This window comes from Herbaspirillum camelliae (assembly GCF_001929405.1).
In the GTDB taxonomy this organism is placed as follows: domain Bacteria; phylum Pseudomonadota; class Gammaproteobacteria; order Burkholderiales; family Burkholderiaceae_D; genus Herbaspirillum; species Herbaspirillum seropedicae.
On record NZ_KV880769.1, the window covers coordinates 232,986 to 246,503 of the forward strand.

Sequence of the window (13,518 nt, forward strand, 5' to 3'; positions counted from 1 at the left end):
AGGTCTCCTTGATGATGTTGTCATTGTGGTGCTGCATGCCTGCAATGACGCTACCGATCAAGGGCTCACGTCATCGTTTCTTCTTTCCCGCGCCGTCCAGGCCCACGGCGCCGATACCACCGAACAACAGATCGGACACGACCACCGCCATGCGTTCATGGGTGAGCTCGCCATCGGGCTTCAACCACATGAACATCCAGTTGATCATGCCGAACAGCAGCATCGCCAACGGCTTGGCCATACGGCTGCGATCCAGCTCGGGCCGCACCGCGCTCATGGCGTCGGCCACGGCCTTGACCACCTTGCGCTCGCCGTTGAGGATGCGCTTCTGGTCTCCCGGTTCCAGGAAGCGCACGTCTTCGGTAAGCACCCGATGCTCGTTCTGCGCGTCGCGGTACTCCTCCACGAAACGCTGCACCAGCAGCCGCAAGCGCGGCTCCGGCGCCAGATCCTGCTGCGCCACCTCATCGACCAGCGCACACAGACGGTCGATGTGGTCTTCGCAGATATGCACCAGCAACTGATGCTTGTCGGCAAAATAGTGATACAGCGAGGCCTTGGACAGGCCGCAGGCCAGGGCCACCTCGTTCATCGAGGTGCCCACGAAACCATTGCGGGCGAACAAGGCCGCGGCCTGTTCGACGATGGTCTCGCGCTGGTTGTCGTATCCCGCCGCACGCTTCCTGGGCATATGCACGTCCTCTTCGATATTTCTGCAAAGTCATGATTGTGCCGCAAATCAAAACTCTTAAGAAACATCGGCCCTCTCTGTCCGTTACAGCCGCCCTGCTCTGTCCTGCTCTTTTTGCGATGCATCTTTGACACGGTCAGAAAAAACTTCGAAAACATTATTGACCAACCGGTCGGTCGAAATTATTATTCCCTAAAAAACAGCGACAGGCAAATGCTTTTTTTCCGGACTTATCCGACCAAAAGCAGCCCCTGCAACGTTGCCAACGACAAGGCAGGCCGCCCACCGGGCGGGCCTGCAAAAGGAGACGCGGTGCCTTGTTACTCGATAGAAGGCGTGATCCCGGTGGTGGACCCGAGCGCCTACGTTCATCCCACGGCGGTGCTGATCGGCGACGTCATCATCGGACCGGACTGCTATGTCGGGCCGACGGCCTGCCTGCGCGGCGACTTCGGCCGCATCGTGCTGCAGCGTGGCGCCAATGTGCAGGACACCTGCGTGATCCACGGTTTCCCCGGCCATGACACCGTGGTGGAAGAAAACGGCCACATCGGCCATGGCGCCGTGCTGCACAGCTGCACGGTGCGGCGCGATGCGCTGGTGGGCATGAACGCGGTGGTCATGGATGAAGCCGTGGTGGGCGAACAGGCCATCGTGGCGGCCTGCGCCTTCGTGCGCGCCGGCATGCAGGTGCCGCCGCGCACGCTGGCCGCGGGCCTGCCGGCCAAGGTAGTGCGCGAGCTGACGGCCGATGAGATGGCATGGAAGCAAGCCGGCACCCGCATCTACCAGGACCTGACCGTGCGTTGCCTGGCGAGCCTGCGCGAAGTCAGCCCTTTGTCCCAGATCGAAGAGAACCGGCCAGCGCTGGCCGCCCCCTTCGTCGAACCGCTGATTGCGGCGCGGCGGGCCTAGCGGGCCAGGCCGCCGATACGTCTTTTAGTTTTTGGATACACCCACCTGAAGCGGGCCAATGCGGCCAGGACCTCGTTCGCCCGTCGCTCAGCGTGCAACCCTTTGATGGAGAAGCAGCATGTACGCACAAATGGTAGAAACCGGCCTGTCCAAGGTGCGCGGCCTGGACGACATGTCGCCCGAAGAACGCGCCTTCCAGGCCCGCATCGAGGCAGGCGTGAAGATCGAACCCAAGGACTGGATGCCGGAGGCGTATCGCAAGACGCTGGTGCGCCAGATCTCGCAACACGCCCACTCGGAAATCGTCGGCCAGCTGCCCGAGGGCAACTGGGTCACGCGTGCACCGACACTGCAGCGCAAGGCCATCCTGATGGCCAAGATCCAGGACGAGGCCGGCCATGGCCTGTATCTCTACAGCGCCGCCGAAACCCTGGGCGTGTCGCGCGACGACCTGCTGGACGAACTGCACGCCGGCCGCGCCAAGTATTCCAGCATCTTCAACTATCCCGCCCTGAGCTGGGCCGACATGGGCGCCATCGGCTGGCTGGTGGATGGCTCGGCCATCATCAACCAGATCCCGCTGTGCCGCTGCTCCTATGGTCCCTATTCGCGCGCCATGGTGCGGGTCTGCAAGGAGGAATCCTTCCACGCCCGCCAGGGCTACGACATCATGCTGGCGCTGTGCCGCGGCACGCCCGAGCAGAAGCAGATGGCGCAGGATGCGCTGAACCGCTGGTGGTGGCCGGCGCTGATGATGTTCGGCCCCTCCGATGCCGAATCGGTCAACAGCGCGCAATCGATGCAATGGCGCATCAAGCTGTTTTCCAATGATGAACTGCGCCAGCGCATGGTGGACCAGACCATCCCGCAGATCGAATACCTGGGCCTGACCGTGCCGGACCCCGATCTCAAGTGGAACGAAGAACGTGGCCGCTATGACTTCGGCGAAATCAACTGGGACGAATTCCACAACGTCCTGCGCGGCAATGGCCCCTGCAATCGCGAGCGCCTGGCCACGCGCAAGAAGGCCTACGACGACGGCGCCTGGTTCCGCGATGCGCTGGTGGCGCATGCCGACAAGCGCGCCACGCGCAAGGCGGCCTGAAGGCCGAACCGCAATTTCCGAACCGCTTCATCTCACAACAATGCCAGTGGCCGCAGCATGGCGGCCCGCCAACAAGGAACACCATCATGAGCAAGGAATGGCCTCTCTGGGAAGTCTTCATCCGCAGCCAGCACGGTCTGGCCCACAAACACGTCGGCAGCCTGCACGCCCCCGATGGCGAAATGGCCATCAACAATGCCCGCGACGTCTATACCCGCCGCAATGAAGGCGTGGGCATCTGGGTGGTGCGCGCCGCCGACATCGTCTCTTCCAGCCCGGGCGACAAGGCCCCGCTGTTCGAGCCGTCCAACAGCAAGGTGTATCGCCACCCGACCTTCTTCCCCATGCCGGCCGAGCTGAAGAACCTGTAAGGGGAAGATTGTCATGACACAGAAAACCGATTACGTGCGACGCCTGGGCGACAACGTCCTGGTGCTCTCGCAACGCCTCACCGAATGGTGCGGCAAGGGCCCTGCGCTGGAAGAAGACATGGCTCTGATCAATGTCTCGCTGGACCTGATCGGCCAGGCGCGCCTGTGGCTCTCCTACGCCGCCGAGCTGGAAGGACAGGGCCGCAACGAAGACCAGCTGGCCTTCCTGCGCGACGCCCACCAGTTCCACAACCTGCTGCTGGTGGAACTGCCCAATGGCAGTTACGCCGACACGCTGGCGCGCCAGTTCCTCTTCGACGCGTGGCACTACTTCGTGCTCGAGGGCCTGTGCGACAGCAGTGACGCGCGCATTGCCGAGATCGCGCAGAAATGCTTCAAGGAAGTGACCTATCACGTGCGCCGTAGCACCGACCTGATGATCCGCCTGGGCGATGGCACCGAGGAGAGCCATCGCCGCATGCAGGCCGCCATCGACGCGCTGTGGATGTACACCGGTGAACTCTTCGTCGCCGATGCGCTGGACCAGGCCATGCAAGAGCAGGGTGTGGCCACTGCGCTGGGCGAAGTGCAGCAGAAGTGGACCCAGCATGTCACCGACGTGCTGCTGGAAGCGACCTTGAAAGTCCCGCCTGCGGGACTGTGGATGCAGAGCGGCGGCAAGGCCGGCCGGCATACCGAACACCTGGGCTATCTGCTGGCGGAGATGCAATTCCTGCAGCGCGCCTATCCGGGAGCGCAGTGGTGAGCGAGGCGCAACTGGCCCTGCAGGCCGGACCGGAGGCGCTCAAGGCGCGCATCTGGGACTGGCTGGAGGCCGTGCCCGATCCCGAGATTCCGGTGGTCTCGGTGGTGGACCTGGGCATCGTGCGCGAGGTCGAGATCGAGGCTGGCGCCGCTGTGGATGCCTGCTGCACCGTGGTGATCACCCCGACCTATTCGGGCTGCCCCGCCATGGGCGTGATCGCCGAGGACATCACCACCGTGCTGCAGGAAAAGGGCTTGGCGCAGGTGGCCATCCGCATCCAGCTCGCGCCGGCGTGGAACACCGACTGGATGAGCGAAAAGGGCCGCCACAACCTGCGCCAGTACGGCATTGCACCGCCGGCCCAGCAGGTCGTCGACATCCGCGGCATCCAGCCCAAGCGCCATGCTGCGGCCCAGGTGGACTGCCCGCACTGCGGTTCCTCCCATACGGTCTGCGTGAGCCAGTTCGGCTCCACCTCCTGCAAGGCGCTGTACCAGTGCAAGGACTGCCGCGAACCCTTCGATTATTTCAAGGCGCATTGACATCGGACATTGGACATTGGCCATTGAGCCCGGCTCGATGACCCCGAAAAAAGGCACAACATCATGAGCAAATTCTATCCACTGACCATCTCGGACGTGAAGCAGGAAACGCGCGACACCATCGTGGTCTCCTTTGCCGTACCGGCCGAGCTGCAAGACACCTTTTCCTACCAGCAGGGACAGCACTTGACGCTGCGTTCCGAGATCAATGGCGAAGACCTGCGTCGCTCCTACTCGATCTGTTCGGCCGTGCAGGAGCGGCAGTTGCGCGTGGCCATCAAGCGCGCACCCGGCGGGCTGTTTTCGAACTGGGCCAATGAATCCTTTGTCCCAGGACAACGCATCGAGGTGATGCCGCCCATGGGCCATTTCAACGTGCCGCTGGAGGCCGGCAACCGCAAGCACTACCTGGCCTTTGCAGCGGGCAGCGGCATCACGCCGATGATGTCGATCATCAAGACTACGCTCTTGAGCGAGCCGCACAGCCATTTCACGCTGGTCTACGCCAACCGCGCCTCGTCCTCGGTGATCTTCAAGGAAGAGCTGACCGACCTCAAGGACGCCTATCTGGAACGCTTCAATGTGGTCTACGTGATGAGCCGCGAGCAGCAGGATGTGGAACTGTTCAATGGCCGCATCGACCGCGCCAAGTGCGACGCCTTCCTCGCCTCCTGGATCGACCTGAAGGATGTGGACGCCGCCTTCCTCTGCGGTCCTGAAGACATGGTGCAGGCCGTGGCCGCATCCCTGCAGGCGCATGGCTTGCCCAAGGCGCAGATCAAGACCGAACTGTTCGCCGCCAGCACGCCGCCGCGCACGCACGCCGCGCGTCCAGTGGTGGGCAAGCAGGAATGCGAAGTCACCGTCATCGTCGATGGCTATCACAACGTCTTCACCATGGACAAGGAAAAGGAATCGGTGCTGGAGGCTGGCCTCAAACATGGCATCGACCTGCGTTACTCCTGCAAGGGCGGCGTCTGCGCCACCTGCCGCTGCAAGGTGGTGGACGGCAAGGTGGACATGGATGCCAACTACGCGCTGGAAGACTACGAGATCGCACGCGGTTTCGTGCTGAGCTGCCAGTCCTTCCCGGTCAGCGACAAGCTGCTGCTGGACTTTGACCAAGACAACTGAGCCGCCGCACCAGGGAGAACATATGCAAACCGATTTCTTCAACCGCCATCGCGCCACGCTGGAGCAGGCCGTCAGCGCCCTGCAGCAGCGCGGCTACTGGAGCCCCTACAGCGAATCACCGAGCCCGCGCTTCTATGGCGAAGGTGCAGCCGAAGCCGGACGCGCCGCCTATGAAGCCAGGCTGGAGCGCCCCTTCGTCTTCACCACCGAGCAGGCCGGCAGCGACCGCTTCGTCGGCGCGGAAGTGTCTCCCTATGGACCCGCGCTGGGCATTCGCTATCCCGCACCGGACCTGGACCGCCTGTTGCCATCGATGCAGCTTGCCGCTGCCAGCTGGCGCGAGGCTGGCCCGCAGGTGTGGGCGGGCGTGGCGCTGGAGATTGTGCAACGGCTCAATGCGCGCAGCTTCGAAATCGCGCATGCGGTCCAGCACACCACCGGCCAAGCCTTCATGATGGCCTTCCAGGCCGGCGGCCCGCATGCGCAGGACCGTGCTCTGGAAGCCATCGCCTGCGCCTGGCAGCAGCTGCAACTCATTCCCGCCGAGGCGCAATGGGAAAAACCGCAGGGCAAGCATGCGCCACTGGTGATGCGCAAGTCCTGGCGCATCGTGCCGCGCGGCATCGGCCTGGTGATCGGATGCTGCACCTTCCCGACCTGGAACAGCTATCCCGGCCTGTTCGCCAATCTGGCCACGGGCAACGCAGTCATCGTCAAGCCGCATCCGGGCGCGATCCTGCCGCTGGCCATCACGGTGCAGGTGGCGCGTGAAGTGCTGGTCGAGGCCGGCTTTGCACCCGACGTGGTCACGCTGGCCGCGCATGATGCGAGCGATACCAGCCTGGCGCGCACGCTGGCCTTGCGCCACGAGATCGGGCTGATCGATTTCACCGGCAGCAGCGCCAACGGCAACTGGCTGGAAGAACGGGCGCGCCAGGCCCGGGTGTTCACCGAGAAATCCGGCATCAACCAGATCATCATCGACAGCACCGACAACCTGGCCGGCATGGCGCAGAACATCGCGCTGTCGCTGGCGCTGTATTCGGGGCAGATGTGCACCACGCCGCAGAACATCTACATCCCCAGGGAGGGCGTGCGCACGCCGCAAGGCCAGCGCAGCTTCGTGGAAGTGAGCCAGGCCATCGTGCAGGCCGTGGCGCACCTGACCACCGACAGCGCCAAGGCCGTGGAATTGCTGGGCGCGATCCAGAACGAGGCCGTCCTGCAGCGTATCGCGCTGGCCCGCAGCAAGGGGCAGGTGCTGCTGGAGAGCATGGCGCTGGTGCATCCGCAGTTCCCCCAAGCGCGCATCCGCACGCCGCTGCTGATGCTGGCGCACCGCAATGAAGCCATCAGCGAAGAATACTTCGGCCCCATCAGCTTCATCGTGCCGGTCGATGACACCGCCACCGCCATCGCACTGGCCCAGCGCATCGCCACCGAAGAGGGGGCGCTAACCCTGTCGGCCTACACCACCGACGCCTCCCTCCGGCAAGTGCTGCTAGACGCTGCCGCCGATGCCGGTGTGGCGCTGTCGCTGAACCTGACCGGCGGCGTGCTGGTGAATCAGTCGGCGGCCTTCAGCGATTACCACGGCACCGGCGCCAATCCTGCGGCCAACTGCGCGCTGGCCGATGCCGATTTCGTCGCCGCACGCTACCGCGTCGTGCAGACCCGCGAACCGGTCGCCTCCACCACAACTGCCTGATCCCCTGACCTCCCGATATCTCCTGACATGAGTTCCCCATCCATCCTCCTAGAGAACCGTGACGGCATCGCCGTCATCACCCTGAACCGCCCCGACAAGCTCAACAGCTTCACCGTGACCATGCACCTGGAATTGCGCGAAGCCATCGCCACGCTGCAGGCCGACCCCACCGTGCGGGTGCTGCTGCTCACCGGCGCCGGGCGCGGCTTTTGCGCGGGCCAGGACCTGGGCGACCGGGCCGTCAAACCCGGCGACGACGCCGTCGATCTGGGCGAGTCCATCGACAAATACTATGGCCCGCTGGTGAAGTCGCTGCGCGCGCTGCCCTTCCCGGTGATCTGCGCAGTCAATGGCGTGGCCGCTGGCGCCGGGGCCAATCTGCCGCTGGCCTGCGACATCGTGCTGGCGGCGCGCTCGGCCAGTTTCGTGGAAGTGTTCTGCAAGCTGGGGCTGATTCCTGACACCGGCGGCACCTACTTCCTGCCGCGCCTGGTGGGCACTGCGCGCGCCATGGGCATGGCGCTGCTGGGCGAGAAGATCAGCGCCGAACAGGCGGAACGCTGGGGCCTGATCTGGAAGTGCATCGACGACGACCAGCTAATGGAAGAAGCCCACGCGATGGCCGCCCATTTCGCCCGTGCTCCCACCAAGGGACTGGCCGCTACCAAGGCCACGCTGTATGCCAGCCCGGCGCACACCCTGCCCGAACAGCTGGACCTCGAACGCGACACCATGCGCGCCCTGGGCCGCAGCCGCGATTACCGCGAGGGCGTGACGGCCTTCCTGGAAAAGCGCGCGCCACAGTTCACCGGACAATGACATGAACAACCGCAAGCATCCGCACGCCCTGCCCCGCAACGCCATCGTGGCCATCATCGGCGGCGGCACCATGGGCGCAGGCATTGCCCAGGTGGCAGCCGTGGCCGGCCATCCGGTGCTGCTCTACGACAGCCGCGAAGGCGCGGCGGGCAAGGCCATTGGCGCCATCTGCACCCACCTCGACAAGCTGGTCAGCAAGGACCAGCTCACGCCGGCACTGGCGCAGGCGGCCAGCGAGCGCATCTCGGTGGCGCAGTCACTGGAGCAATTGCACCGGGCGGACCTGGTGATCGAAGCCATCGTCGAGCAGTTGGCGGCCAAGCAGGAATTGTTCGGCAAGCTGGAAGCCATCGTCGATACGCGCTGCATCCTGGCCAGCAATACCTCGTCGCTTTCCATCACCCATATCGCGGCGCCACTGCAACACCCTGAGCGCGTGGTGGGCATGCATTTCTTCAACCCGGTGCCGATGATGGCCCTGGTGGAAATCATCAAGGGCCTGGCCAGCGACGCCGCGCTGGCGCAGTGCCTGCATGACACCGCACTGGCCTGGGGCAAGACGCCGGTGATGGCGCGTTCCACGCCGGGCTTCATCGTCAACCGGTTGGCCCGCCCCTATTACGCCGAGAGCTTGCGCGTGCTCCACGAGGGCGGCGCACAGCCGGCCACGATCGATGCGGTCATGCGCGAGGCGGGTGGCTTCCGGATGGGACCGTTCGAGCTGATGGACCTGATCGGGCATGACGTCAACTTTGCCGTCACCCAATCGGTGTTCCACGCCTACTTCAATGATCCGCGCTTCACGCCCTCGCTGATCCAGCAGGAGCTGGTGCATGCCGGTTATCTGGGCCGCAAGAGCGGGCGTGGTTTCTATCGCTACGACACAGCCGCCGGGACGCCACGGCCCGATACCGAACGCGACTACCCGAAGCCGGCGGCCCCGCCGCAACTGTTTGGTGATCATCCGCTGGTGGAGATGATTCATACGCGCTATCCAGGCCAGGTGCAACGCCATCCGGCGCGTCCCGACCATTTGCTGATGAAGGTGGGCGTAGCATGCCTGGCCATCACCGACGGTCGCACCGCCACCCAGCGCGCCTGGGAGCACCAGGAGCCCGACTCGGTGCTGGCCGACCTGGCGCTGGATTACGCCGATGCGACCCGCCTGGCCCTGGCCAAGGCCGATCAGTGCCGCCCCCAGCGCTATGCAGAAGTGGCGGGCGTGCTGCAGGCCTGCGGCCTTGATCTCTCGCCGATGCAGGATGTGCCGGGCATGATGGTCATGCGCACCGTCTGCATGCTGGTCAATGAGGCCGCCGATGCGGTCAATCAGGGTGTATGCAGCGCCGCCGACGCCGACATGGCCATGCGCAAGGGCGTCAATTATCCGCGCGGCCCGCTGGCCTGGGCCAATGACATCGGCATCGACACGGTCACCCACGTGCTGCACCACCTCTGCACCGCCTATGGCGAAGACCGTTATCGCGTCTCGCCCCTGCTCCGACGTCTGTACGCTTCCGGGAGGAAATTCCATGAGTGAGACCGCATTGTCATTCCCATCGACCGAGATGGACCCACAGACCCTGGCCGAGGCCACGGTGCAGGCGATGTACCCGCGCGACAACGCTTCCCAGGCGCTGGGGATGAAGATCCTGGAGATTGCGCCGGGCCGCGCGCGCATGAGCATGCTGGTGCGCAGCGACATGCTCAATGGCCACGCCACCTGCCATGGCGGATTCATCTTCGCCTTGGCCGACAGTACATTTGCATTTGCCTGCAACAGCCGTAATCTCAACACTGTGGCGTCGGGTTGCAGCATCGAGTACGTCGCCCCCGCCCTGCGCAATGACATGCTCATCGCCGACGCGCAGGAGCGCTCGCTGGCCGGGCGCACCGGGGTGTACGACATTACCGTGAGCAATCAGGATGGCAAGACCATCGCGCTGTTCCGGGGCAAGTCCTATCGCATCAGAGGCGAGGTGATCAGCGGCCTGCAGGCCGCGCAGTGAGCCTCACGCAATAACAACAACACCAACATCAACAGAGACTGGAGACACCATGACCATCCGCATTCCCCAACCCGGCGACCTGGAACCCATCGAGACCGCCAGCCGCGATGAACTGCAAGCCCTGCAACTGCAACGGCTGAAATGGTCGCTCAAGCACGCCTATGACAATGTGCCGCACTACCGCAATGCCTTCGACCAGGCGGGCGTGCATCCCGATGACCTCAAGAGCCTGTCGGACCTGTCCCGCTTCCCCTTCACCACCAAGAAGGACCTGCGCGATCACTATCCCTTCGGCATGTTTGCCGTGCCGCGCGAACAGGTGGTGCGGGTGCATGCGTCCAGCGGCACCACTGGCAAGCCGACCGTGGTGGGCTATACGCAGAACGATATCGATACCTGGGCTACCGTGGTGGCGCGCTCCATTCGCGCAGCCGGCGGACGGCGCGGTGACATCGTGCAGATTTCCTATGGCTATGGGCTCTTCACGGGCGGACTGGGTGCGCACTATGGCGCCGAAAAGCTGGGCTGCACCGTCGTGCCGATGTCAGGCGGCCAGACTGAGAAGCAGGTGCAGCTCATTCGTGATTTCCAGCCCAGCATCATCATGGTCACACCCTCCTACATGCTCAACATCATCGAGGAATTCCAGCGCCAGGGCATGGACCCGGCCTCCAGTTCGCTGAAGGTCGGCATCTTCGGCGCAGAACCATGGACCGATGCGATGCGCCGCGAAATCCAGCAGCGCGCCGGCATCGATGCGGTGGACATCTACGGCCTGTCCGAAGTGATGGGGCCGGGCGTGGCCAGCGAGTGCATCGAGAGCAAGGATGGTCCGGTGATCTGGGAAGACCATTTCTATCCCGAGATCATCGATCCAGATACCGGCGAAGTGCTGCCCGATGGCGCGGAAGGCGAACTGGTCTTTACTTCGCTGTCCAAGGAAGCGCTGCCGATGATCCGCTACCGCACCCGCGATCTCACCCGCCTGTTGCCGCCGACCTCGCGCTGCATGCGCCGTATCGGCAAGATCACCGGGCGCTCGGACGACATGCTCATCATCCGCGGCGTGAATGTGTTCCCGACCCAGATCGAGGAACTGATCCTGAAGCTGCCGCAGCTGGCGCCGCAATACCAGTTGCAGATCGAACGCCACGGCCACATGGACAGCATGTGCGTCTTTGCCGAGTTGCGCGAGGATGTCTCCAATGAGCACGTGGAGGCGCTGGAGAAGGAGCTGCAACACAGCATCAAGACCTATGTGGGCATTTCCACCAAGGTCACGGTGGTGCCGGCGGGCATGATCGAGCGCACCTCGGTGGGCAAGGCCAAGCGCGTGATCGACCACCGCAAGAAGGCCGAGGCCGGCAGCCATGCCGCCCTTCCCGCCTGAGCCCTCTCCTCCACCACGACAGAAAGACCGCACATGGAAGCATTGATCTGTGACGCCATCCGCACCCCCTTTGGCCGCTACGGCGGCGCACTGGGCGCGGTGCGCGCCGACGACCTGGCCGCCGCGCCCATCCGCAGCCTGATGGAGCGCAATCCCGGCGTGGACTGGAGCTGCGTGGAGGACATCCTCTATGGCTGCGCCAACCAGGCCGGCGAGGACAACCGCAACGTGGCGCGCATGGCCGGCCTGCTGGCGGGCCTGCCCATCGCCGTGCCGGGCACTACCCTCAATCGCCTGTGCGGCTCCAGCCTGGACGCAGTGGGCATGGCCGCACGCGCCATCAAGTCCGGCGAAGTGCAACTGATGATTGCCGGCGGGGTAGAGAGCATGACGCGCGCGCCCTTCGTGATGGGCAAGGCCGAATCGGCCTTCGCGCGCAGCGCCGCCATCTTCGACACCACCATCGGCTGGCGCTTCGTCAATCCGCTGATGAAGGCGCAGTACGGCATCGACTCCATGCCGGAGACGGCCGAGAACGTGGCCACCGATTTCCAGATCAACCGCGCCGACCAGGACGCCTTCGCCCTGCGCAGCCAGCAGCGCTGGGCGAAAGCCCAGGCCGAGGGATTCTTTGCGGGCGAGATCGCGCCGCTGATGATTCCGCAGAAAAAAGGCGATCCCCTCATCGTCAGCACCGACGAACATCCGCGTCCCGATACCACGCTCGCAACGCTCTCCAGGCTCAAGGGCGTGGTGCGCCCCGATGGCACGGTGACGGCGGGCAATGCTTCCGGCGTCAATGACGGCGCGTGCGCACTGCTGCTGGCCTCGCCCAAGGCGGCCGACCTGTATCGCCTGAAGCCTCGGGCGCGCGTGCTGGGCATGGCCACGGCCGGCGTGGCGCCGCGCATCATGGGCTTCGGCCCCGCACCGGCAGTGCGCAAGGTGCTGGCCCAGGTCGGCCTGACGCTGGCGCAGATGGATGTGATCGAACTGAACGAAGCCTTTGCCGCGCAAGGCCTGGCCGTCATGCGCGATCTCGGCTTGCCCGACGATGCGGCGCACGTCAATCCGAATGGCGGTGCGATTGCCATCGGTCATCCGCTGGGCGCTTCCGGTGCGCGGCTGGTGACCACGGCCATCAACCAGCTCGAGCGTAGCGGTGGGCGCTATGCGCTGTGCACCATGTGCATCGGCGTGGGCCAGGGCATTGCGCTGGTGATCGAGCGGGTGGCGTGATGCAGGACACCGTGGCTTACGAAGACCTGCTGACGGCGCGGCATGGCGAGCATGTGCTGCATCTCACCCTGAACCGTCCGGCGCTGCGCAATGCCTTGCGCAACCAGAGCCTGCGCGAGATCGTGGCGGAGCTCGCGCGCGCAGAGGAAGATGACAGCGTGCGCGTGGTCGTCATCAGCGGCAACGAGAAAGCCTTTGCCGCCGGGGCCGATCTCAACGAGATGATCCACAAGGACGCCATCGCCACCCAGCTCGATGTGCGTGCGCAGTACTGGCGCGCCATTGCCCGCTTCCCCAAACCCATCCTGGCGGCGGTGAATGGCTATGCGCTGGGCGCGGGCTGCGAGTTGCTCATGCATGCCGACATCGCCATCGCCGCTCGCGGCGCCAAGATCGGCCAGCCGGAAATCAATGTGGGCACCCTTCCCGGCGCGGGCGGCACGCAGCGTCTCATCCGCACGGTGGGCAAGCCGCTGGCGATGAAAATGCTGCTCTCCGGTGAATTCATCAGTGCCGACCAGGCCCTGCAGGCCGGCCTGGTGGCCGAGGTGGTGGACGATGACGCCACCCTGGAACGCACGCTGGCGCTGGCCCACAGCATCGCCCAGAAATCACCGCTGGCGGTGCGTCTGGCCAAGGAAGCCATGCTGCAATCCTTCGAACTGGGGCTAGAAGCGGGCCTGCTGTTCGAACGCAAGTCCTTTTCCCTGATGGCCGCAAGCGCCGATCGCCAGGAGGGCATCACGGCCTTCCAGGAAAAACGCGCGGCGGTCTTCAGCGGCCGCTGAATCACGCTCGCCATCCGGGCTGGCGGCCCGGATCTTTGCAG

14 protein-coding genes are annotated in these 13,518 nt (G+C 64.6%); 13 read left to right on the plus strand and 1 reads right to left on the minus strand.

The window, feature by feature from the left end; translation table 11 throughout:
- Positions 1-70: 70 nt before the first annotated feature.
- Entirely contained in the window at positions 71-691 is a 621-nt protein-coding gene (locus BGK68_RS01055; protein WP_075255543.1) for a TetR/AcrR family transcriptional regulator, read from the minus strand.
- Between the two features lie 312 nt (positions 692-1,003).
- Between BGK68_RS01055 and BGK68_RS01060 the strand changes: the two genes are divergently transcribed.
- From BGK68_RS01060 to BGK68_RS01120, 13 genes are all read left to right on the plus strand, one after another.
- Positions 1,004-1,606: a phenylacetic acid degradation protein PaaY gene (locus BGK68_RS01060; protein ID WP_075255544.1), complete on the plus strand. Its 603-nt coding sequence runs from the start codon at positions 1,004-1,006 to the stop codon at positions 1,604-1,606.
- Between the two features lie 118 nt (positions 1,607-1,724).
- The gene (gene paaA / locus BGK68_RS01065; RefSeq protein WP_075255545.1) at positions 1,725-2,711 is read left to right on the plus strand and encodes a 1,2-phenylacetyl-CoA epoxidase subunit PaaA; all 987 of its coding nucleotides are present in this window, start codon (positions 1,725-1,727) and stop codon (positions 2,709-2,711) included.
- A gap of 86 nt (positions 2,712-2,797) precedes the next feature.
- Positions 2,798-3,082, plus strand: a complete 285-nt coding sequence (gene paaB, locus BGK68_RS01070) for a 1,2-phenylacetyl-CoA epoxidase subunit PaaB (protein WP_006461548.1) — start codon at positions 2,798-2,800, stop codon at positions 3,080-3,082.
- A gap of 13 nt (positions 3,083-3,095) precedes the next feature.
- The gene (gene paaC / locus BGK68_RS01075) at positions 3,096-3,848 is read left to right on the plus strand and encodes a 1,2-phenylacetyl-CoA epoxidase subunit PaaC (protein ID WP_075255546.1); all 753 of its coding nucleotides are present in this window, start codon (positions 3,096-3,098) and stop codon (positions 3,846-3,848) included.
- On the plus strand, positions 3,845-4,390 hold the full coding sequence (gene paaD, locus BGK68_RS01080; protein ID WP_075259643.1) for a 1,2-phenylacetyl-CoA epoxidase subunit PaaD: 546 nt from the start codon (positions 3,845-3,847) through the stop codon (positions 4,388-4,390). Before paaC ends, paaD begins: the two co-directional genes overlap by 4 nt.
- A 63-nt stretch (positions 4,391-4,453) precedes the next feature.
- Positions 4,454-5,524 (plus strand): 1,2-phenylacetyl-CoA epoxidase subunit PaaE, encoded by a 1,071-nt coding sequence (paaE, locus tag BGK68_RS01085; protein WP_075255547.1) that lies wholly within the window; start codon positions 4,454-4,456, stop codon positions 5,522-5,524.
- 22 nt (positions 5,525-5,546) lie between these two features.
- Positions 5,547-7,232, plus strand: coding sequence for a phenylacetic acid degradation protein PaaN (paaN, locus tag BGK68_RS01090; RefSeq protein WP_075255548.1), 1,686 nt, complete (start codon positions 5,547-5,549; stop codon positions 7,230-7,232).
- 27 nt (positions 7,233-7,259) lie between these two features.
- A complete protein-coding gene (gene paaG / locus BGK68_RS01095) occupies positions 7,260-8,051 on the plus strand; it encodes a 2-(1,2-epoxy-1,2-dihydrophenyl)acetyl-CoA isomerase PaaG (protein ID WP_075255549.1) in 792 nt (263 codons plus the stop codon).
- 1 nt (position 8,052) lies between these two features.
- Positions 8,053-9,591 (plus strand): 3-hydroxyacyl-CoA dehydrogenase, encoded by a 1,539-nt coding sequence (locus BGK68_RS01100; RefSeq protein ID WP_075255550.1) that lies wholly within the window; start codon positions 8,053-8,055, stop codon positions 9,589-9,591.
- Positions 9,584-10,060, plus strand: coding sequence for a hydroxyphenylacetyl-CoA thioesterase PaaI (gene paaI / locus BGK68_RS01105; protein WP_075255551.1), 477 nt, complete (start codon positions 9,584-9,586; stop codon positions 10,058-10,060). Before BGK68_RS01100 ends, paaI begins: the two co-directional genes overlap by 8 nt.
- 49 nt (positions 10,061-10,109) lie before the next feature.
- On the plus strand, positions 10,110-11,450 hold the full coding sequence (gene paaK / locus BGK68_RS01110; RefSeq protein WP_075255552.1) for a phenylacetate--CoA ligase PaaK: 1,341 nt from the start codon (positions 10,110-10,112) through the stop codon (positions 11,448-11,450).
- A 33-nt stretch (positions 11,451-11,483) separates the two neighbouring features.
- Positions 11,484-12,689: a 3-oxoadipyl-CoA thiolase gene (gene pcaF / locus BGK68_RS01115; RefSeq protein WP_075255553.1), complete on the plus strand. Its 1,206-nt coding sequence runs from the start codon at positions 11,484-11,486 to the stop codon at positions 12,687-12,689.
- Positions 12,689-13,477, plus strand: a complete 789-nt coding sequence (locus BGK68_RS01120) for an enoyl-CoA hydratase-related protein (RefSeq protein WP_075255554.1) — start codon at positions 12,689-12,691, stop codon at positions 13,475-13,477. Before pcaF ends, BGK68_RS01120 begins: the two co-directional genes overlap by 1 nt.
- The last annotated feature ends 41 nt before the right edge of the window (positions 13,478-13,518 follow it).